Source organism: Fibrella forsythiae (genome assembly GCF_017353175.1).
Lineage (GTDB): Bacteria > Bacteroidota > Bacteroidia > Cytophagales > Spirosomataceae > Fibrella > Fibrella forsythiae.
In genome coordinates, this window is record NZ_JAFMYW010000005.1 from 361,340 (window position 1) to 382,004 (window position 20,665).

At 51.7% G+C, this 20,665-nt stretch carries 20 protein-coding genes and 1 tRNA gene; 9 read left to right on the forward strand and 12 right to left on the reverse strand.

Annotated elements, in window-relative coordinates; translation table 11 throughout:
• Window positions 1-34: 34 nt before the first annotated feature.
• Window positions 35-1,513, reverse strand: a complete 1,479-nt coding sequence (locus J2I46_RS17965; RefSeq protein ID WP_207330437.1) for an aminotransferase-like domain-containing protein — start codon at window positions 1,511-1,513, stop codon at window positions 35-37.
• 116 nt (window positions 1,514-1,629) lie between these two features.
• On the opposite strand from J2I46_RS17965, the gene J2I46_RS17970 reads away from it, so the two are divergent.
• A complete protein-coding gene (locus J2I46_RS17970) occupies window positions 1,630-2,250 on the forward strand; it encodes a pyridoxamine 5'-phosphate oxidase family protein (protein WP_207330438.1) in 621 nt (206 codons plus the stop codon).
• A 72-nt stretch (window positions 2,251-2,322) separates the two neighbouring features.
• Window positions 2,323-3,003, forward strand: coding sequence for an FMN-binding negative transcriptional regulator (locus J2I46_RS17975; protein ID WP_207330439.1), 681 nt, complete (start codon window positions 2,323-2,325; stop codon window positions 3,001-3,003).
• An 85-nt stretch (window positions 3,004-3,088) separates the two neighbouring features.
• Here the strand turns inward: J2I46_RS17975 and rimO are convergent, their stop codons facing one another.
• Entirely contained in the window at window positions 3,089-4,429 is a 1,341-nt protein-coding gene (rimO, locus tag J2I46_RS17980; RefSeq protein WP_207330440.1) for a 30S ribosomal protein S12 methylthiotransferase RimO, read from the reverse strand.
• 193 nt (window positions 4,430-4,622) lie between these two features.
• Complete coding sequence (locus tag J2I46_RS17985; protein ID WP_207330441.1) at window positions 4,623-6,113, reverse strand: helix-turn-helix domain-containing protein; 1,491 nt, start codon at window positions 6,111-6,113, stop codon at window positions 4,623-4,625.
• A 150-nt stretch (window positions 6,114-6,263) separates the two neighbouring features.
• Between J2I46_RS17985 and pckA the strand changes: the two genes are divergently transcribed.
• Window positions 6,264-7,862, forward strand: coding sequence for a phosphoenolpyruvate carboxykinase (ATP) (gene pckA, locus J2I46_RS17990; protein WP_207330442.1), 1,599 nt, complete (start codon window positions 6,264-6,266; stop codon window positions 7,860-7,862).
• A gap of 63 nt (window positions 7,863-7,925) precedes the next feature.
• A complete protein-coding gene (gene fbp / locus J2I46_RS17995; RefSeq protein WP_229379823.1) occupies window positions 7,926-8,966 on the forward strand; it encodes a class 1 fructose-bisphosphatase in 1,041 nt (346 codons plus the stop codon).
• Here the strand turns inward: fbp and J2I46_RS18000 are convergent.
• The 5 genes from J2I46_RS18000 to rpmG all read right to left on the reverse strand — a co-directional run bounded on the left by J2I46_RS18000 (window position 8,940) and on the right by rpmG (window position 11,754).
• The gene (locus J2I46_RS18000) at window positions 8,940-9,632 is read right to left on the reverse strand and encodes a hypothetical protein (protein WP_207330443.1); all 693 of its coding nucleotides are present in this window, start codon (window positions 9,630-9,632) and stop codon (window positions 8,940-8,942) included. The two genes, fbp and J2I46_RS18000, sit on opposite strands and share 27 nt — an antisense overlap.
• Window positions 9,633-9,634: 2 nt before the next feature.
• Window positions 9,635-10,102 (reverse strand): carboxypeptidase regulatory-like domain-containing protein, encoded by a 468-nt coding sequence (locus tag J2I46_RS18005; RefSeq protein ID WP_207330444.1) that lies wholly within the window; start codon window positions 10,100-10,102, stop codon window positions 9,635-9,637.
• Between the two features lie 97 nt (window positions 10,103-10,199).
• Window positions 10,200-11,168 (reverse strand): signal recognition particle-docking protein FtsY, encoded by a 969-nt coding sequence (ftsY, locus tag J2I46_RS18010; RefSeq protein WP_207330445.1) that lies wholly within the window; start codon window positions 11,166-11,168, stop codon window positions 10,200-10,202.
• 182 nt (window positions 11,169-11,350) lie between these two features.
• Complete coding sequence (locus tag J2I46_RS18015; RefSeq protein WP_207330446.1) at window positions 11,351-11,506, reverse strand: DUF4295 domain-containing protein; 156 nt, start codon at window positions 11,504-11,506, stop codon at window positions 11,351-11,353.
• Window positions 11,507-11,571: 65 nt separating this feature from the next.
• Window positions 11,572-11,754 carry a 50S ribosomal protein L33 gene (gene rpmG, locus J2I46_RS18020; RefSeq protein ID WP_085411320.1) on the reverse strand — a complete coding sequence of 61 codons (183 nt, stop codon included), beginning with the start codon at window positions 11,752-11,754 and terminating at the stop codon, window positions 11,572-11,574.
• A 257-nt stretch (window positions 11,755-12,011) separates the two neighbouring features.
• Here rpmG and J2I46_RS18025 point away from each other — a divergent pair, with 257 nt between their 5' ends.
• Both J2I46_RS18025 and J2I46_RS18030 read left to right on the forward strand, forming a co-directional pair.
• Entirely contained in the window at window positions 12,012-12,956 is a 945-nt protein-coding gene (locus J2I46_RS18025) for a polysaccharide deacetylase family protein (protein ID WP_207330447.1), read from the forward strand.
• Between the two features lie 141 nt (window positions 12,957-13,097).
• Window positions 13,098-14,123, forward strand: coding sequence for an LLM class flavin-dependent oxidoreductase (locus J2I46_RS18030; protein ID WP_207330448.1), 1,026 nt, complete (start codon window positions 13,098-13,100; stop codon window positions 14,121-14,123).
• Between the two features lie 92 nt (window positions 14,124-14,215).
• Here J2I46_RS18030 and J2I46_RS18035 read toward each other — a convergent pair.
• Window positions 14,216-14,288: transfer RNA gene (locus tag J2I46_RS18035), tRNA-Met, on the reverse strand.
• Between the two features lie 132 nt (window positions 14,289-14,420).
• Between J2I46_RS18035 and J2I46_RS18040 the strand changes: the two genes are divergently transcribed.
• Complete coding sequence (locus J2I46_RS18040; protein WP_207330449.1) at window positions 14,421-15,521, forward strand: GTPase Era; 1,101 nt, start codon at window positions 14,421-14,423, stop codon at window positions 15,519-15,521.
• On the opposite strand, the gene J2I46_RS18045 is transcribed toward J2I46_RS18040, so the two are convergent.
• The gene (locus J2I46_RS18045) at window positions 15,509-15,700 is read right to left on the reverse strand and encodes a hypothetical protein (RefSeq protein WP_207330450.1); all 192 of its coding nucleotides are present in this window, start codon (window positions 15,698-15,700) and stop codon (window positions 15,509-15,511) included. The genes J2I46_RS18040 and J2I46_RS18045 overlap by 13 nt on opposite strands.
• Between J2I46_RS18045 and der the strand changes: the two genes are divergently transcribed.
• Both der and J2I46_RS18055 read left to right on the forward strand, forming a co-directional pair.
• Window positions 15,690-16,997, forward strand: coding sequence for a ribosome biogenesis GTPase Der (gene der, locus J2I46_RS18050; protein WP_207330451.1), 1,308 nt, complete (start codon window positions 15,690-15,692; stop codon window positions 16,995-16,997). The genes J2I46_RS18045 and der overlap by 11 nt on opposite strands.
• 996 nt (window positions 16,998-17,993) lie before the next feature.
• Window positions 17,994-18,284, forward strand: coding sequence for an ArsR/SmtB family transcription factor (locus J2I46_RS18055; RefSeq protein WP_207330452.1), 291 nt, complete (start codon window positions 17,994-17,996; stop codon window positions 18,282-18,284).
• A gap of 50 nt (window positions 18,285-18,334) precedes the next feature.
• Here J2I46_RS18055 and ruvB read toward each other — a convergent pair whose 3' ends face one another.
• Both ruvB and J2I46_RS18065 read right to left on the reverse strand, forming a co-directional pair.
• Window positions 18,335-19,363: a Holliday junction branch migration DNA helicase RuvB gene (gene ruvB, locus J2I46_RS18060; RefSeq protein ID WP_207330453.1), complete on the reverse strand. Its 1,029-nt coding sequence runs from the start codon at window positions 19,361-19,363 to the stop codon at window positions 18,335-18,337.
• Window positions 19,364-19,579: 216 nt separating this feature from the next.
• A complete protein-coding gene (locus J2I46_RS18065) occupies window positions 19,580-20,479 on the reverse strand; it encodes a nucleotidyltransferase family protein (protein WP_207330454.1) in 900 nt (299 codons plus the stop codon).
• Window positions 20,480-20,665: the final 186 nt, after the last annotated feature.

Consider the following 20,665-nt stretch of genomic DNA (forward strand, 5'->3'; position numbering starts at 1 on the left):
TACACAAACCGAAACGCACGAAGCCAACGCGTTCTTACATCAGACTTTTCAACAACACCACGGCTTGTTCCAGTTCTGCTTCAGTAGACGACGCAAAGCCCATGCGGGTACTATTGAGTAGCTGGCCCGGCAAGTTATGAACCAGCCCCGACGACAGGTACAGGCCTGCTCTCCCGGTACGTTCGGCGATGGCTTCTAGATCAATGTCCTGGTTGAACGTGGCCCAGATAGCCAGACCGCCGTCGGGTTTGGTGAACTGAATCTGATCGTACAACTCACTGGTTAACAGTCGACAAAGATGATCGCGCCGCGCTTCGTAGGTACGTATCGCCTTTCGGAAATGCCGTTTCATCTCGCCCGACTGAAACAGTTGCCCAATCGCAAATTCCAGCGCCGGGTCGCCCTGCCGGTCAATGATGCGCCGTAGTCGGGCCATCTCGTCGATTAGGGCGGTGGGGCCAACAACGTACCCAACCCGAAATGCCGGGGCTACCGATTTGGTAAGCGAACCAACGTAGACAACCATACCCTGCGGGTCGGCACTGGCCAGGGGGAGAATGGGTCGGCCGAGGTAATGGAAATCGTAATCATAATCATCTTCCAGAATCGCAAACCGATAATGCTCAGCTAGTTGCAGCAGCCGGATACGTCGGTCGGCGCGCATGGTAACGGTGGTTGGGTAGTGATGGTGTGGCGTAACGTATACCATCCGGATGGGTTGCCGGGCGCAGAGATCGGCCAGGGCGTCGACGTTCAGGCCGTGGACATCGACGGGCACCGTCAGTAGCTGTGCGCCTGCTTGCCGGGCATTCATCGTCGCCCCGGTCCAGGTAGTTTCGCCGGTTACTACCACGTCGCCGGGCCGCAACAGCACCTGACTAGTCAGGTGAATACCCATGATACTCCCGCGTGTGATGAGGATGTTGGCAGATGTAGTACGCAGCCCCCGCGTTTCGTTGAGGTGCGCCGACAGCTGTTCGCGAAGCAGCGAATTGCCCTTTGTGTCGTTGTATCCGAAATGGGCTTGCGGATTTCCCCAGCGAAAATAAGACCGGTAGGCTCGGCTCAGTTCATCGAGCGGCGCCAGTCGGGCATCGGGCAAACCATCATCGAAGCGGAGTCCCGCAGGACTACCCAGCGCCGGGCGTGTCAGGTACGTTCGTGTCTCGAACGCGTAGCCCGGTTGTTCAACTTGTACCGGCGTAGCCTTGGGCCGGGTACGTTCCAACTCGTTGAAGGATAGGGGCGTAACGGTCGGCATATGATCTGCCACAAACGTACCGCTCCCCGTCCGACTGTCGAGCCAGCCCTGCGCCAGCAAGTCATCATAAGCCGCCACAACCGTTTGTCGATTGATTGCCAGTTGGTTAGCCAATAACCGCGTGCCGGGAAGCCGTTGCCCGGCCGACAACGTACCTGCGCGAATGAGCTGACCAAGCTGCTCGCTCAACTGCACATACAGTGGTGTGGCCCCTTTTTTATCAAGATGAAGTAACGTAGCGTAGGGCAGCATAAATTGAAACGGTTTTCTGTCATCCCGACGGAAGGAGGGATGATAAAGAAACTGGACTAGCCGTTTTTCAAAAACTGGCACAAAGAGATAGTCCGGCAAAATACGACGTTTGTGGTATGAAAACACCGCGAACTACACCTAGCCGACTAGCAAAACGAGCGCGTTACGACGATAAAACGATTCATCCCATTCTTGACGAGGCCCTGTTCTGTACCGTCAGCTATGTGATGAATGGACAGCCAATGGCTATTCCAACGGCGTTTGCCCGAAACGGCGATCGGATTTACATTCATGGATCGGTGGGCAGTCATTTCATTCGCAGCATCGAAAATAACGTACCTGTTTGCATCACGGTCATGCTGGCCGACGGACTTGTACTGGCGAAGTCGGCGTTTCATCATTCGGTTAATTACCGGTCGGTAGTCGTTTTCGCTACGGCGGAAAAAGTCGTTGATGAGGCCGAAAAAATGCATGCGCTAGCCCTCATCACCGACCACCTGATTCCCAATCGCTGGGCCGATCTGCGCCCGACAACGGCAAGTGAGCTACATAAGACAACTGTGCTGGCCTTTTCACTAACCGAAGCTTCGGCTAAACTCCGCGCGGGAGGGCCTGGTGATGATCCGGAAGACGTTGATTTGCCCACCTGGGCCGGTGTGATTCCGCTACAGACTATTCGCGCAACGCCCATTCCTGCCGAATATAACACAGTGGAGTTGCCGCATTATTTGATGTGATTTATTCTAATTGGTAAGCTATACCAGTGTTTTTTTGTCATCCCGCAACGGCGGACCGATCCTGTCGTCGGGATGACAACAATTACTGACGACCAGCTACCTGTAGTTTATACCCCCACCATGTACGTACCCAAACACTTCCAGGAAAACGACCGTAAGGAACTTCTCCAGTTCATGCGCGAGCACTCGTTTGCGCTACTCGTACTGACGAACGAAGCTGGTGTGCCTATTGCTACCCACCTTCCCATCAAACTTCAGGTAGATGCTGATGGCACTGCGCTGTTGATCGGTCATATCTCGAAGGCGAATCAGTTAGCAACGCTTTTTGGAAAACAAACGCCAGCACTTGCTGTCTTTTCAGGGCCGCACGCCTACATTTCCTCGTCATGGTACGACCATGTGAATGTACCCACTTGGAATTACCTGTCGGTGCAAGTGTATGGACGTACCCGCGTGTTGACCGATGAAGAAACGCTAGCGTTGCTACGTACCCAGGTTGATAAATACGAAACCGCCTCGGCCTGTCCGGTTTCTATCGAGAGTATGACCGAGGCGTATGTTCGTCAGCAAATGAAGGGGCTGATAGCGTTTGAACTGACCATCGAAACGATGCAGGGTGCCGCCAAGCTGAGCCAGAACCGGGATGATGTCAACCACGCCGCGATCGTTAAGCAACTCCGCCAACGCGACGATGTTGAGTCGCACCGCGTGGCCGATGAGATGGAAAAGCGGCGGGAGGGAAATAGTAAGTGACGGCTTCGCGCTGATTGGCTTCGGGCTTATGTGTATTGCTGACGCCTAGTCGAAGGGCCTGGCGTCAGCAATACACATAAGCCTTTTACACCAGCGTAGGTACGTTAACTGCACTAACCACTTCGCCGTAGAGGTCGAACGGTTGGGCGTCGGTGATACGTACCTGGGCGAAGTCGCCGAGGCGGACGTAGGTGTTTTTGGTGGCCGGTACCAGCACTTCGTTGTCGACTTCAGGCGAGTCGAATTCGGTGCGGCCAATGAAATAGCCACCTTCTTTCCGGTCGAACAGCACTTTGTAGGTTTGCCCCACCTTTTTCAGGTTGTTCTCGTGCGAAATGCCTTCCTGAATCTCCATGATGGCGTCGGCGCGTTCCTGCTTTACGTCGTCAGGTACGTCGTCGGCCATGGAATACGAGTGCGTCTGGTCTTCGTGCGAGTAAGTGAACGTACCCAGCCGGTCGAAGCGCATCCGGTTCACGAAGTCGAGGGTTTCCTCGAATAGCGCGTTGGTTTCGCCGGGGTGACCCACAATCAGGGTCGTGCGCAGGTGAATTCCCGGCACCCGTTCGCGAATCGTATGCACCAGCTCTTCGGTTTTTTCGCGTGTAATGCCCCGGCGCATCAGCTTCAGCAACTCCGTAGAGCCGGTTTGCAGCGGCATGTCGAGGTAATTACATACGTTGGGCCGCTCACGCATCACGTCGAGCACATCGAGCGGGAAGCCGGATGGGTAGGCGTATTGCAAGCGAATCCAGTCGATGCCTTCTACATCGGCCAGGCGGTCGACGAGCTCGGCGAGGTTACGCTTTTTGGCCAGGTCGAGGCCGTAGTAGGTCAGGTCCTGGGCAATCAGAATCAGTTCTTTGGTACCGCGACGGGCCAGCGATTTAGCCTCCATGATCAGCTCATCCATCGGACGCGACACGTGGTGACCGCGCATGATCGGAATGGCGCAGAACGAACAGGGCCGGTCGCAGCCTTCGGCAATTTTCAGGTAGGCGTAGTGTGCGGGGGTTGTCAGCAGCCGTTCGCCCACGAGTTCATGCTTATAATCAGCACGAAGCGTTTTGAGGAGCCGGGGGAGTTCATTGGTGCCAAACCACGCATCGACGGTCGGCATTTCAACTTCCAGCTCGTCTTTGTAGCGGTGTGACAAACAGCCCGTTACGTATACTTTATCTACAACCCCGGCCTCTTTGGCGTCGACGTACCTGAGAATGGTATTGATGCTTTCTTCTTTGGCATTATCGATGAAGCCGCAGGTATTGATCACCACAATGTTGGCGTCGTCCTTTTTTGATTCATGCGTCACGGCCATGCCGTTGCCTTTCAACTGCGTGTACAACGTCTCTGAATCGACCAGGTTTTTCGAGCAACCCAGCGTGACGATGTTGATTTTATTGGTAAGTAAGCCTTTGGTTTTCAAAACAAAATTGGATTGACCCTATCGTGGATTGGGTAACGCCTGAATACAGTTTCAAGTTTCAGAGAGGGTTGGCTTTGGCGTAGCCACCTCTCTAAAAGGTGCCTGCTGACGCCGTTCCGTATAGCGGAAGTTACTTCTGCGCTAGCGGCTCCTTTTAGGTGGTCTGGCATTCCGGCGGCGGGGGCTACACCAGCTAATTTTTCCTTAACCCCTCAATTGCCTGTTGTATCTGGTCGATCTGTTCATTCCGAGCCAATACCACCGGCGCGGCGGCGCGTACGGCACAATCGGGAATAGGGCAGCGCTCGCAGGTTTCACCTACGTCGGTGCGTGGAATGGCCGGATCGTCGAGGAAAGCGAAGACGGAACGGAGCTGATCGGTGATGGGCAGTCCGATGTTAATACTGCTATTTGTGGTAGACGGTGGCGACGATTTGGCAATCGACAGCACTAAATAGGCATTTCCGTCGCTGGAGTAGGTCGTGATTTGCGCCTGACAAGCAGGTTGCCCATTCCAACTACCCGTTGCCTGTTGCGTTCGCAGGTCGTTCAGGAGGGTCAGGGCCACTTGTCGGCGGCAGTAATGCTCATCGCGGGCAACACCGTGAGGCGTGTGTAACCGACTAAGGTGCAGTTCTTTAGACAAGACAAAGCGCTGGCCTTCAGTGGGCTGGTCAAAACGGAGGAAGAACAGATCATTCAGCCCAAAACCACTGGCCAGCAGGCTCATTGTTCGAAGCAGAAACATCTCTGGCGTCACCCCAAACCGCCTGATCGCGCTCAGCAGGCGGTCGGGTTGCCAGGTACGTTGCGCTACGAATTTGGTTAAAATCGGCATCAGTTCGGCTCGTGGCATCAGCACCGCCCGCGCAAAGTACGACGCCCGAAAATTGTTCAATACCTCATCAAACGAACGGGCGGCCAGCATCGACGATTCCAGCGGGCGGTTATCCAGGTGCAGATGCCGGTAGCCTACTTCACGAGCCAGCGTAAAGGCGGTTTGTTCTGCCGATAACCGACTATTGATCAACAGGGTGTTCGATTCGGGAATGTACACCGACCGTAGCGATGCCAAGGCGGGTTGGCTCGAATCATCATAGGGGGTAACGGTACAACCGTAGATGTCTGTCAGTACGCCCGTCAACAGCGCCGGAAGAGTTACTGGCGAGTTAGGGAGTGGATGCGCTGTCAGGAATGCATCGGCCTGCTGTTCCAGCTCATCGAAATAGGTGTCGTGCATGGCCTGATAGGTGCGCAACACCGAGAAATAAAACTGCTCGACGCGCAGGTCATAATTCCGGCCAATTTCAATGATCGTGCTGATGAACGCGCTCAGTTTAGCCGGTGCATTTGCCATTACTTCCAAAAAGTAACCCGGTTCAATGCCAAACAGGTCGAATGGTAACTCGTTGAGTACGTTTGAATTGAGTAGTTCAACAACTGGCTCCAGTTGCTTGCTGACCTTTAGCGAAACCAGCGAATCGTAATCGGTGCCCAACGCTTTGGCAATGGCAAAGATCTTCTCTGACTTCGGGTACTTCTTCCCCTTTTCGATCTCGTTCAGATACGATGGCGACAGTCCGGTCAGGTCGGCCAGATCGTAGGTCGATAGGCCCTGATCGGCACGTAACTGTTTCAACTTGAGGCCAAAAATGAGCCGTACTTTTTCCCGATCCGTATTCATAAAGAGGTGTAGAGAGGCTATAAAGCCCCGCGCAAAATTAGGGATTTCCGTTAAATAAGCGTTGGAATAAAATTTAGCGAACGTTCGCTATTTGTGTGTTAATCGCTTATATCTTTGCCAGACCTACTCACACAGGTAACAACTACGGATATGGTTATCGAACAATCGCAATCGTTTGCCCAACTGATCAGCCTGAACTTCCCGGCTGACAATGCCATTGATTTTCTGCAATTGGCCGAACCGGCCGAGCTATTTTTTCAACTGTCGCCAGCGTCGCTGATCGAACAGGCGCTACGACGGGGTGAAGGTCAGCTAACTGATACGGGTGCATTGATGTGTACAACGGGGCGCTTTACGGGGCGTTCGCCAAAAGACCGGTACATCGTCCGCGATGCGTCAACTACCGATACAGTCGATTGGGGGAACGTCAACATCCCATTTGCGCCCGATAAGTTCGATCAGCTTCACCGGCGGATGCGCAGTTTTCTGGAATACCGGACTGTTTACGTGCGTTACGCCCGCGCCGGCGCTGATCCTGACCACCAGCTGAATTTGTGTATTCTGACTACATCGGCCTGGCAGAACCTGTTTTGCCACAACATGTTCCTGCGTGTGCCCGACGAGGAGTTGAACAACTTCAAACCAGACTTCACGGTATTGGCCGTACCCGATTTCAAGGCCATTCCGGCTGAAGATGGTACGCGCAGTGAAAACTTCGCCATTCTGGACCTGTCGAAACGAACGTTGCTCATTGGCGGGACGGGTTATGCCGGCGAGATCAAAAAAGGTATTTTCTCGGCCTTGAATTACCTGTTACCACAACAGGATGTGCTACCGATGCACTGCGCGGCAAATGTTGGTGAGCGCGATGGAAAATCCGATGTAGCGTTATTCTTCGGCCTATCGGGAACGGGCAAAACCACGCTTTCGGCCGACCCGGACCGTGCGTTGATTGGCGATGATGAACACGGCTGGAGCGAAACCGGCGTCTTCAATTTCGAGGGCGGTTGTTACGCCAAAGCTATTGACCTGACCCGCGAGCGCGAACCGCAGATCTTCGATGCTATTCGCTATGGGGCTATTGTTGAGAATACCCGTTTCTTTCCCGGAACAAGCACCGTTCATTACAGCGATACTAGTCTGACCGAAAATACACGCACGTCGTACCCGATCGACTTTATCAACAACGCCCGAATCCCTTCAGTAGCGGGGCATCCTGACACGATTTTCTTCCTGACCTGCGATGCGTTCGGTGTACTGCCGCCCATTGCCCGCCTTACGCCCGAACAGGCTATGCACTATTTTTTGCTGGGATACACGGCGAAAGTAGCAGGCACTGAAATGGGCGTCACGGAACCGCAGGCTACGTTTTCGGCCTGTTTTGGCGCTGCCTTCATGCCCCTTGCGCCAGGTAGGTACGCTCAAATGCTCGGTGAAAAGATTCGCGAACACGATACGGATGTCTGGCTCATTAACACTGGCTGGACTGGCGGCGGCTACGGCGTTGGTCAACGCATCAGCCTCTCATACACACGCGCCCTGATTCGTGCGGCGCTGGCTGGCAGGCTTGAGCCCGATCAGGTACGTTACCAGGTACATCCTGTTTTCGGCCTTGCCATGCCAATCGCCTGCCCCGACGTACCTGACGCTTTACTCGATCCCCGCCAAACCTGGGCCGATCCCACTGCTTACGACGAAAAAGCAACGTACCTGCAACGGTTATTCGACGATAAACGGCAACTGCTATAGCGGCTACGCCGAAACAAACCTCTTAGTCGCCTACCACCGCTCATCACTTCCCCCCTTTTATTGATGATGTTCACTGACAATACCTCCGAAATGAGCCATCTGGCGTTGCCCGTCGGTACCACGCTTGATCGCTATATTATGCGTCGGCAGACGGCGTTCCCCTATGCTACGGGTGAGCTGTCGCAGTTGCTGCGCGACATTGCGCTGGCCAGCAAAATCATCAACCGCGAAATAAACCGGGCGGGATTGATGGACATTACCGGCTCGGCGGGGTCGGGCAATATTCAGGGTGAAACGCAGCAGAAACTGGATGTAGTGGCCAATATCCGGTTTCTCCGTGCCTTGAAAAACGGGGGGGAAGTCTGCGCGATCATCTCGGAAGAAGACGATGATATTATCTGTACCGGCAATCGCAACGCCAAATACGTAGTCGCCATCGACCCGCTCGACGGCTCGTCGAACATCGACGTGAATGTATCAATCGGGACTATTTTCTCCATTTATCGACGCGTTACGCCGGTTGGAACCGAGGCAACGATGGATGATTTTTTGCAGGGCGGTGATAAGCAGGTAGCGGCTGGGTACGTGCTGTATGGCTCATCAACAATCATGGTGCTGACAACCGGCGATGGAGTCAGTGGCTTCACATATGATACCTCGTTGGGCGAATACATTCTATCGCACCCCGACCTTCGCCAACCCGCAGCAGGTCAGATCTTTTCGTGCAATGACGGCAATGAACTCGACTACCCGGCCTATGTGCAGACGTACCTGAAAATTTGCAAGCAACAACGTCTGACAGGCCGCTATATTGGTTCGCTGGTGGCTGACTTTCACCGGAACCTAATCAAAGGTGGCATTTACTTGTATCCGCCAACGGTAAAAACGCCCAACGGAAAGTTGCGGCTGCTCTACGAATGCTTCCCAATGGCTTACATCGCCGAACAGGCGGGGGGCGTGGCAACTAACGGCCGGAAACGTCTGCTCGATGTCGAGCCAACGAATCTCCATCAGCGTTCCCCGCTTTTCATTGGTTCAACTGACATGATTCAGGCGTTGGGTAGTGCTGAAACAACCTTAATTGCTGGTTTTGCCAGTGTTTAACGGAATGTTATTTACCCTCTCAGCAGTGTGCTGCAAAAGCACGTCTATTGTCTTAAACGGGAATTTGTGTTCAATCCACTCTATGGGAACGCCTTTAAAATAGGTGTCAATGGCGAACTGTAACCCTTTGCTGTAGTCGAAGAACAAGGTAGTCTGACCGCTATGATCGAAAAAGCGATAGTGGCAGTAAGATGATTTACTCGAACCGGTCCTGTGTATCTCAAAATGAGCAACTGTTGCTGCAGTCAAGACGGTAGATGTACCTGCCCGATGGACGGTGATTGACTTTGTTACTGGATCAAGGGTCAGCGATGTGTCGTTGATAATTGTCCAGAACTGCTCTTCCAGCCGGCTTGTTCTGTATAACAGGTAAAAAGCACCGGCCGATATAAGGAGCACAAAGCCGGTAAGTAGGTAGTGCCAGGGTTTGGTGGCTGTATCTAAATTCGTTAAAAGCAACCAGCAAATCCAGACGCACACAATGCTGACCAGCAAAAGTGCAGGCGTGTTGGTCCACTTGAGAAAATCCCATTCGTTGTACTGATAAACCACGACTCGCTCTAATGGAGAATCAGCGCCGACAGAATCCTTCGTGTACCGGATCATCCGGTAGTTTAACCAGCCGAAGACCAGAAAGATACCCGCAAAGGTCAGGAAAACAATCATGCTCAGAAAGCAGCCTGATAGGTGATCTGAACGGTATGCTGGGTTATGGCATTCTTCCTGATCGTCACCGCGTTCAGGCGACCTTCTACATCGAACATGCTGGCGTATAATCCTTTAGGTTCGCGGACAAGCACAGAGTACGTACCTGCGGGAATATCGTAGAGGCAGAACGTACCGTCTTTGCCCGACATCACCGTCTTGATCGGCTTCACGCCTTTGGTCGACGTGATAAAGCCATCTTCCATACCCTCAACTCCTTCCATCGTCAGGGCCGGATAAACCAGCACCTCCCGACTGACGGGCGTTCCTTTCGATTGCACCTTACCGGGACCAGGCATCTGATTGCCAGTCTGCTCGACCACCAGACCACAAATGCCCTGCTTTTTAGGAGTTACTTTCCTTGCCTTCTTCTGGGCGAAAACGGTGGTGGTCAGGCATACAATCGTGAATACAATGAAGAGGCTACGCATGGTGCTGGAGTGGTTTATAGTTGGTTGGTATCTTACTGGCACGAAGTAATAGACACGCGTCAGCAACACTACATAGACCAGCAAACTAGCCAATCGTTTAACTAACCTTCCGGAAGAACGAATCGACGAACTCCATCTTATCGAAGGTCTGCAAATCGTCGATTTTCTCACCGACGCCGATGTATTTGACCGGAATCTGGAATTGATCGGAAATGCCGATTACGACACCGCCTTTGGCCGTACCATCCAGCTTGGTAATGGCCAGTGCCGTTACCTCGGTTACTCGGGTAAACTCGGTGGCCTGAATGAACGCGTTCTGCCCCGTCGATCCGTCGAGCACGAGCAGCACTTCGTGGGGCGCGTCGGGAATAAACTTCTGCATCACCCGCTTGATCTTCGAGAGCTCGTTCATCAGGTTTACCTTCGTATGCAGTCGGCCGGCGGTATCGATAATGACTACGTCGGCGCCCATTTCCTGCCCTTTTTTTACGGCGTCGTAGGCAACGGCTGAAGGGTCGGTGTTCATGCCGTGTGAAATAACGGGCACGCCCACGCGGTCGCCCCAGAGTTTAAGCTGGTCAACGGCGGCCGCCCGAAAGGTGTCACCGGCACCCAGTACCACCACTTTGCCACGTTTATGAAACTGCGATGCCAGCTTGCCAATGGTTGTGGTTTTGCCCACGCCATTTACGCCAACGACCATAATCACGTAAGGCTTTTTGCCAGCGGGTAGGTCGAAGTCATCGCTACCGGTAGCACCCGGGGTTTTGTTGTCAGATAGCAGAGCGGCAATTTCTTCGCGCAGAATAGAATCCAGTTCACTGGTTCCCATGTATTTGTCGCGGGCCACGCGAGCCTCAATCCGGTCAATGATCTTGACGGTTGTTTCAACGCCCACATCAGAAGAGATCAGCACGTTTTCCAGTTCGTCAAGCACCTCTTCATCGACGGTCGCCTTGCCGACAACAGCCCGACCGAGTTTAGAGAAGAAGCTGTCTTTGCTTTTCTCCAAGCCTTTGTCGAGCGATTCTTTTTTCTCTTTTCCGAATAAACCGAAGAAAGCCATAAGTATGTGTGTAGTCTGAACTAGTCAATAGTAGGCAGTCGATAGTTGCGCTGCCAAGTCAGAATCATATTAAGTGGCAGCGCGACTATTGACTGCCCACTATCGACTCATTTCTTACAAATCTAACAACAAAAAAAGTCCCTCATCGGGACTTCCTTGTACGCGGTTCGTGATGACAGCAATTATGCTTTGAGTGCATTCTGCACGTCGTCGATCAGTACCATTTCTTCTTTAAAGGTGTAAGCCCCCGTTTTGGGTGACTTCACGGCCCGGATCACTTTCGCGTATGCCTTACCGTTATCCTTCGTTTTCAGGGTTGCAACTACCTTCTTTGCCATTGGTTTGTGTTCGTTTAGACGTATGCCTCAATGCGCTACTGCACCGGGTTCCGCCGGGATGACAATTACTTAATCTCTTTATGGAGCGTCACACGCTTCAAATTCGGATTGTACTTTTTGCGCTCGATACGAGCTGGCGTGTTCTTACGGTTCTTAGTCGTAATGTACCGCGATGTGCCGGGAACATTGGTTTCCTTCTGTTCTGTGCACTCCAAAATTACCTGAACTCTATTACCTTTCTTAGCCATGGCTATGTGATTTTTCTCAACGGGAGCGCAAAGATAGGAAATGGAATTGTTATGCGCAATGGTCTTTCCAGTATGGCTGTCAGTTTCTTACGGGCTAAAGCGGGCATGTGTCCGTTGCCATAGGGTTGCTATGATCAGCCATTGTTATGTTTGGCATCATTACCGTGAGCAGAACGTACCTGCGTTGCCTATAAGTATGGGTAAGTACATGATTCTCACATGGCTAATGACATGACAAAACCTCACCTCTATTTTCTATGAAACTCCCCGCCCTACTCATCTTGACCTGTTTGCTGCTATACTGGGGTGAAGCAGTGCAGGCGCAGAAACAGATCTGCATCACAATTGACGATCTGCCTACGGTGTCCAGCCTGTACCGGACACCAGCGGGTAAGGCGTTGCTGACCAGCAAACTACTGGCTCACTTGAAACAGTACAACGTACCTGCCATTGGGTTCGTTGTTGGCGAAAAATTGATGAGCCAGTCGAAGCCTGATAAAAATCAACTTGAGTTAGTAGCGCAGTGGCTGGCGGCGGGCATGGAGTTGGGCAACCATACCTATGCGCATCTGGGGTACAATACAATCTCAGCAGCTACTTACCAGCAAGACGTCATGGGCGTTGATACACTCCTTCATACGTTGCTGAAATCAGTGAATCAACGGCCTCGTTACTTTCGGCATCCTTACCTGCAGCGTGGAAATACAGTGGGAAAGCGTGATTCACTGGTTCATTATCTGGCCACTCATGCTTATCTGGAAGCGCCTGTTTCGATAGATAATGCAGATTACATCTTCTCGGCCGCCTACGACGTAGCCCTGCTTCGTAAAGATACTGCACTGGCGTCGGCTGTTGGTAAACAATACGTTGACTATATGGCAAACTGTGTTCATTACTACGAAGCTCAGGCTGACTCATTGTTCAAACGCCCTATTGCTCATATTCTGCTGACCCACGCCAACACGATCAACTCAGATTATATGGGAAGCGTATTCGTTCGTTTGCAGGCAGAAGGCTATTCATTCATTACGCTGGAACAGGCCCTCCGGGATCCCGCCTACCAGTCGCAGGACGATTACGTGAATAATGGTGGCATTTCCTGGCTACACCGGTGGGCCTTAACGCAGGGGAAACGGGGCGCTTTTTTCAAAGGCGAGCCTGACGTGCCCGATGCTGTTACCCGACTGGCAGAGGGCAGGTAGTCATCTCTCCGACAGAATGCAAGGCACAAGCCAGTTGGGGCGGCCAAATAGCGGGTTAGGGTAATTATTTGAGGGCGGCATCTGTTACTGGTAGAGTTGTGCGGACGGTATCCGACACAACAGGTAGTTTTCAGCAACACAATGAACAGCATTCCTTTTTCCATACTCGATCTGGTGCCTGTTACCCAGGGTAGCACGGTTAACCAGGCGCTACACAATGCCCTCGATCTGGCGCAGCATGCCGAAAAGTGGGGCTACAACCGTTACTGGCTGGCCGAACACCACAACATGACCGGCGTGGCCAGTGCGGCTACCTCCGTTGTTATTGGCTATATAGCGGGCGGCACGCAGACGATCCGCGTGGGGTCGGGCGGTATTATGCTCCCAAACCATTCCCCGTTAGTCATTGCCGAGCAGTTCGGCACGTTGGCCTCCCTGTATCCCGGCCGGGTTGATCTGGGCGTTGGCCGCGCACCCGGCTCCGATCAGGTAGCCGCTCGCGCATTGCGCCGTAGTCTGACTGGCCCCGATACGTTTCCGCAGGATGTGGTTGAGTTGCGTCAGTATTTCCAACCCGCAGAGCCGGGGCAAGCTGTTCAGGCGATGCCAGGCGCAGGTCTGAACGTACCTGTCTGGATTCTGGGCTCCAGCCTGTTTGGGGCTCAACTGGCTGCCATGCTGGGTCTGCCGTTTGCCTTCGCATCGCATTTTGCGCCCGATGCACTCATGCAGGCATTACAGGTGTATCGAACGCAGTTTAAGCCCTCCGAAACACTGGATAAGCCCTATGTGATGCTGGGCGTCAACATTGTGGCGGCTGATACCGACGAGGAAGCGCGCCGTTTATTTACATCGGTGCAGCAGCAATTTATTAACCTGCGCCGTGGTACACCCGGCCAGTTACCACCACCCGTCGACCGTCCCGACCTGCTCACCTATGCGGCCGATCAGGCAGGTGCCAGCCACGCACTTCGCTACGCCATGGTAGGCGCGCCCGAAACCGTACAGCGTGGCCTGACCCGTTTTATTGAGCAGACTCAGGCAGATGAACTAATGGTAACTGCCCAGATATTTGATCACGCGGCGCGCTTGCGCTCATTTGAATTGGCTGCGCAGGTACGTCATGTATTACTGCAGGCACGAACCAGCGAATCGATGTCTGTATAGCCTCCGGTTCGTTTCCGTCTCCGAAACAGGATACGCTATAAGCGAAGAAACCCCTACGAATCTGTTCGACAGACTAGTAGGGGTTTTCTTAGTAGCGGGAGCTGGACTCGAACCAGCGACCTTTGGGTTATGAGCCCAACGAGCTACCAACTGCTCCATCCCGCGGTGTTGGGAGTGCAAATGTAAGACGCATTTCAAGAAATTCAACTACCTTTGTAAAAATATTTTTCTGGCCACCTTCTGTTGGGAAACAAAAGGGCTGGCCTTCACCTCAAAGCCATTGGTTACAGAACCAATATGGGATCACCTGACATACAACCACCCGGAGACCAAATCCCGGTGCCCCAAGCCGTCGATGGCTTCAAATCGGGCTTTGTGAGCATTGTTGGTAAGCCGAACGTCGGCAAATCGACTCTCATGAACCAATTGATTGGCGAACGCCTCTCAATCATCACCTCTAAAGCCCAGACTACCCGCCACCGGATTATGGGCATCCTGAACGGCAACCATAACGGGCAACCATTCCAGCTCGTTTATTCGGATACACCGGGAATCATTCAGCCGAAGTATAAGCTACACGAATCAATGATGAGCTTCGTTCGAGGCTCACTTGACGATGCAGACGTTATTCTATTTGTGACCGATATTTTTGAACGGCATGATGAAGATGACGTGATCAAACGGCTGAAGTACGCCAACGTACCGATCATTCTGCTGATCAACAAGATCGATCAGGCTACGCCTGAAGAGGTTGAAGCCAAGATTCGGTACTGGGAAGAGCACTTTGAAGTAGGCGGGTATGCCGTCATTGATGAAGCTGCTGCCGTGGCCGACCCGGATATCGCCGAACTGGCCGAAGATCATGAGCTCGATGAAGAACCAACGCCCGATGAAGCAACCGACGTGACCGAAGCGGGACAAGCGCCTGGCGCTCCACGAAAAGCCACCGAGATTATTCCGATCTCGGCTCTGAACGGTTTCAACCTGGATCGTTTGTTCGACGATATCGTACGCTACCTGCCAGTTCATCCGCCTTATTTTCCTGACGATGAACTTACTGACAAGCCAGAGCGGTTTTTTGCCTCAGAGATTGTTCGGGAAAAGATCTTCCTGAATTATAAAAAAGAGGTTCCCTACAGCTCTGAAGTGATCATTACTGGTTTTAAAGACCGGGAAGATATGATCGTGATTTCGGCCGAGATCCTGGTAGAGCGCCCCACGCAACGGGCCATTCTGTTGGGAGAAAAAGGCAACATGATCAAGAAAACGGGCATAATGGCCCGCGAAGAATTGGAACGCTTCTTCGGTAAGAAAGTCTTTTTAGAAACACATGTTAAAGTAGAACCCGATTGGCGTCAGAAAGAGCGTATGCTTCGCCGGTTGGGTTATGATGAATAAATAAGAGAGGAGGAAAGGAGTAGAGGGAATAAAGGAAGAACGGAGGAAAGGGAATAAAGGAGGAGAGGGACGCTGGTGAACAGCTTCTTTCCCCCTTCAATCCTTCTTCCCTTTATTCCTTCCTCCCTCTCCTCCTTTATTCCTTCCTCCCTTTCCTCCTTTAATAAAATGGCAAACATTGTAGCAATTGTAGGTCGCCCCAACGTGGGTAAATCGACGCTGTTCAATCGACTGATTGAGCAACGGGTGGCCATTATGGATAACCAGTCGGGCGTAACGCGTGACCGGCACTATGGGCGGGCCGAATGGACCGACCACTTCTTTACTGTAATCGATACGGGTGGGTACGTTGTGGGGTCTGAAGATGTATTCGAGGAGGCAATCCGCGAGCAGGTCCAGATCGCCCTCGACGAGGCCACGGTAGTGCTGTTCGTTGTGGATACGATGAGCGGCCTGAGTCCCCTTGATGATGATTTCGCGGATGTGCTTCGCCGGTCGAAGAAACCCGTATTTCTGGTCGCCAACAAGGCCGAAACGAACGAGCGTCGCCAGGCTGCATCTGAATTCTATTCGCTGGGTATGGGTGATCCTTACCCGATTTCAGCTCAAACGGGCACTGGAACGGGCGATCTGCTTGATGAAGTCATCAAACATTTCCCGCAGGGTGAAGAAGAGGATCCTGATGCCGGTATTCCGCGCATCGCCATTATTGGCCGGCCAAACGTGGGTAAGTCGTCATTTGTGAACACGTTGCTGGGTAAGGAGCGAAATATCGTAACCGATATTGCCGGTACCACCCGCGACGCCACCAACACCCGGTACAAGGCGTTTGGTAAAGATTTCATTCTGACCGATACGGCTGGTCTGCGTAGAAAGGCCCGGGTTAGCGATAACATCGAATTCTACTCTACGCTCCGTACCATCAAGGCCATGGAAGCGTCGGATGTCTGTATCGTTATGCTCGACGCTACGCGGGGCCTCGAAAGCCAGGATATGACCATTATCGGTCAGGCTGTAAAGGCGAAAAAAGGCGTAGTGATCATGGTAAATAAATGGGATGCGATTGAGAAAGATCACAAAACGGCTGACGTCTGGAAAAAGGAAATCAACCAGCGGATGGCCCCGATCGATTACCTGCCCATCATTTTCACATCAGTACACGAGAAACAGCGTATTTTCCAGGTAATGGAAAAAGCGATGCAGGTGTACGAGAATAAGAGCAAGCGTATTGCTACCTCCAAAATCAACGAGCTGATGCAGCCTGAAGTTGAGGCGTTCCCACCGCCTGCTTTGAAAGGTAAGTATGTTCGAATCAAGTATATGCTTCAGGTGCCTACGCCGTCGCCAACGTTTATTTTCTTCTGTAATTTGCCTCAGTACATCAAAGAATCGTATGAGCGATTCCTGGAAAATAAACTCCGTGAACATTTTGATTTTGAAGGGGTGCCATTGACGCTCTTTTTCCGGCAGAAGTAACTGGCCATCAGGTACGGATAGTAAAAAAGGGGGTGCTGCAATTATTAGCGCGGAGCCCCCTTTTTTAGTTACACTGAACCGATAGATCCCGGCGGCCATCCAAACGTGCTCGTCAGTCAGGACGGCTCATTGGGGTTGTTTTGCGTGGCAATGGGTAATGGTAAAGCTGATCTGGAATGTATTTACGTTCACTATACCCCACCTTCATTCTGATCTTGATTGCACCGCTGTGTAACGAAATGGAAGTGGCTGGTCCGCGTCCTGATATATGGCGGCAGCATGCGGACTCTGCTCATCCGGGCAGCAATGGACCCGTAACGTCGACATGGCTAGGTACGTGCCTGGTGATAAGATATGGTACGCTATGTATCTGATCAACAGCGGCTAAACAAATGTACCGTTAGCCATCCGGCGATACTTCCTGTCATACCATGTTGGTAGCTACAATACCAGGACTTTCTCACAAAAACCGGAGTGGTATTTTGTGAGAAAGTCCTGGTATTGTAGCTACCAACTGTGATACACCAGGCTGGCACAACTCTACTCGAGCTAAGTAATTTAGCTCATCAAACTTTTACTGTTGACTCTTATAAACACAGTAGTTCCTGTAGTTTTGATTAAGTAAATTATAAAGCTATTAGGGTCGTATAAATTGATCCTATCAGACCGATTGCACTATTTTACTGGCATCAGATATAATAAATGAGCATATTTCGTTATAACAAATAAACTGAGCGGTATTTTTGGTGGAAAGCGTTTTGCTGACTGGTTGACCAAGAAAACGAAATTGGCCGGGAAACACTTAGTATATGTTTATAGGTATATATTACACTATTTAGTATTGAACTGTACATGTAAATAAGCCCGTAAAGTCATTTGTCCACAAAAGTATGCCGTACGAATATTTTTTCATGTTTACTTCTAGGTGAGTAGATGATGAATTTGTACTTTCATTCATATTTAAAGTTCCCCGTCCCAAAGACCACCGAACCAATCATGGAAGAAGAAAAAAAAATTGAGAAGGCTGCCTATGTGCTCAAAGCTGTAGCCCATCCGCTTCGCATTAAGATTATTCTTATGCTTCACGAAAATAAAGAGCTAAATGTTTCGGCTATTTATAAAAATCTGAATGCTGAGCAGTCACTTATTTCTCATCATCTGATTAACATGAGAGATAAAGGAATTCTTGAAATTAGGCGCAGTGGAAAAAATATATATTACTTTCTTGTCGATAATTCGGTCGCTGAAGTTATTGATTGTATATACCAAAGCAAGATTCTTGCGTAACTAAAAAGCCCGCTGTACAGCGGGCTTTTTAGTTAGTGATTAGCAAGTTGTTAACCGAATAATTCGCCGTTGCGGGTTTGCGGAACCACACCAAGGTGGAAGTAAGCTTTCTCTGTGGCTTCCCGCCCCCGCGAGGTTCGCTTTAGAAATCCTTCCTGAATCAGGAAGGGTTCGTATACTTCCTCAATCGTTTCCGATTCTTCACCACAGGCCGTCGCAATTGTTGACAGGCCAACCGGGCCGCCTTTGAACTTTTCAATAATCGTCGACAGAATCCGGTTGTCCATTTCATCAAGGCCGTGCTGATCTACTTCCAGAGCGTTTAGCGCAATTTCGGCAATGTCGACGTTGATAATGCCATTACCACGTACCTGAGCGAAATCGCGGGTACGGCGAAGCAGGTTGTTGGCAATACGCGGCGTACCCCGGCTTCGGCGAGCGATCTCGTATGCCCCTTTCTCGTCAATCGGCGTAGCCAGAATCTGCGACGACCGCTGCACAATACTGGTCAGCAGCTTGGCGTCGTAATATTCCAGTCGGCTGCTGATGCCAAAACGAGCCCGTAATGGGGCGGTTAGCATGCCGGCCCGGGTTGTAGCGCCGATCAACGTAAACGGGTTCAACTTGATCTGTACCGATCGGGCATTGGGTCCCGAATCGAGCATGATGTCGATCTTGTAATCTTCCATGGCCGAATACAGGTACTCTTCCACAATGGGGTTGAGCCGGTGTATCTCATCAATGAAGAGTACGTCGTTTTGCTGCAGGTTGGTCAGCAAACCGGCCAGATCGCTGGGCTTGTCGAGCACGGGGCCGGAGGTCATTTTAATATTGGCTCCCAACTCATTGGCGATGATGTGGGAGAGGGTTGTCTTACCCAAACCCGGCGGGCCGTGGAGCAGCACATGGTCCAGGGCATCGCCGCGCATCATGGCCGCTTTTACAAACACTTCGAGGTTTTCGAGCACCTTGGCCTGACCCGTAAAATCCTCGAACGACAACGGACGAAGGGCACGCTCGATTTCCTTCTCGGTAGCCGACATGCCATCGTTAGTGCCGCTTATAATATCCTTACGCATAGTTCATTAGCAGGTTGTTTGCTGCTGTTGTGATTCTATCAAATTTACTAAAAACGGCCGAAAAGAGCAAGGGTTGATGGTGCGCTGATTGGGCAGATTACAGGGATTGACGCGGATTTTTAGATTTAAAACAGATTTGCTCCGCATCACCCTAAAATCCGCGTCGATCCCTGTAATCTGCCCAATCAGCATACGATCAGCATCCGCGTACTGGCATTACGCCCAGAGGTTGTCGGGGTAGGCACCGGCGTCGTGCAGGCGTTTGAACGACTTCTTCACCGTGGGCTTATCTTCCGGATACGTTACGCCAAACCACTCTGACTGGCTGCGGAATACGCGGCAGGCACCCTCATTAGTCTGGATGAGCTGCGTCATAACGGTTGGTATGTAGAACTCTGCTTTAGGAACGTCGAAATTGGCGCGCGCGTAGGTTTCGAACTGGCTTTTCACGTGAGCAAATACGCTGGGTTTGAAGCCCCAGAAGTTCATCGACACCGGCGTTTGCGGATCAAGCGGGGTGAGCCCGTCTGTTTCTTCGTAGACGATCACGTCATCTTTTCGGTAAATCTTCGTGCGCTCGATCACCGATGTCAGGTTGTCGTGATCGTCAGTGGCGCATACGCCACGAGAAACCGAACCGAAATCAGACAGTGTGTTTTTTACTTCATAGCCAACCATGGCGTGCAGGCTGTCGTTGGTATCGGTTCGCAAAAAATCGCCCATCACCTGAAACGCCTCCTGGCCGTAAAAATCATCGGCATTGATAACGGCAAAAGGCGTTTGGGTATGCTCGGCTGCGCAAAGCATGGCATGACCGGTACCCCAGGGCTTTGTGCGCTGAACCGGCCCAAGATCTTCAGGTACGTAGGAGAACAGGGCCTGAATGGCAAAGTCGACCTCGATTTTGCCCGCTAGCTTGGGCAGGAATAGGGCTTCAAAATCGGCACGAAGCTCCTGACGGATAATGAACACGACCTTGCCGAAACCCGCCCGGATGGCATCGTACAGTGAATAATCGATGATCGTTTCGCCAGTAGGGCCGAACTGATCAAGTTGTTTGATGCCTCCGTAGCGGCTTCCCATGCCCGCAGCAAGGATCAGAAGAGTAGGTCTCATAAAGAGTGAAAAAGTGAAAGCGCGAAAGCGTGAGACATGCTTTCCATTGGCAAATGTACTGACAAGCCCGTATTGGGTCTTGTTGGCACAAAAGATTTACCCGGGGCGCTATGTTCAATCGTTTAAAAACATTTTATCTGGGTTAGGTACAAAAAGCTTTGTTTGGTGTTATAACTTTGTGCTAAG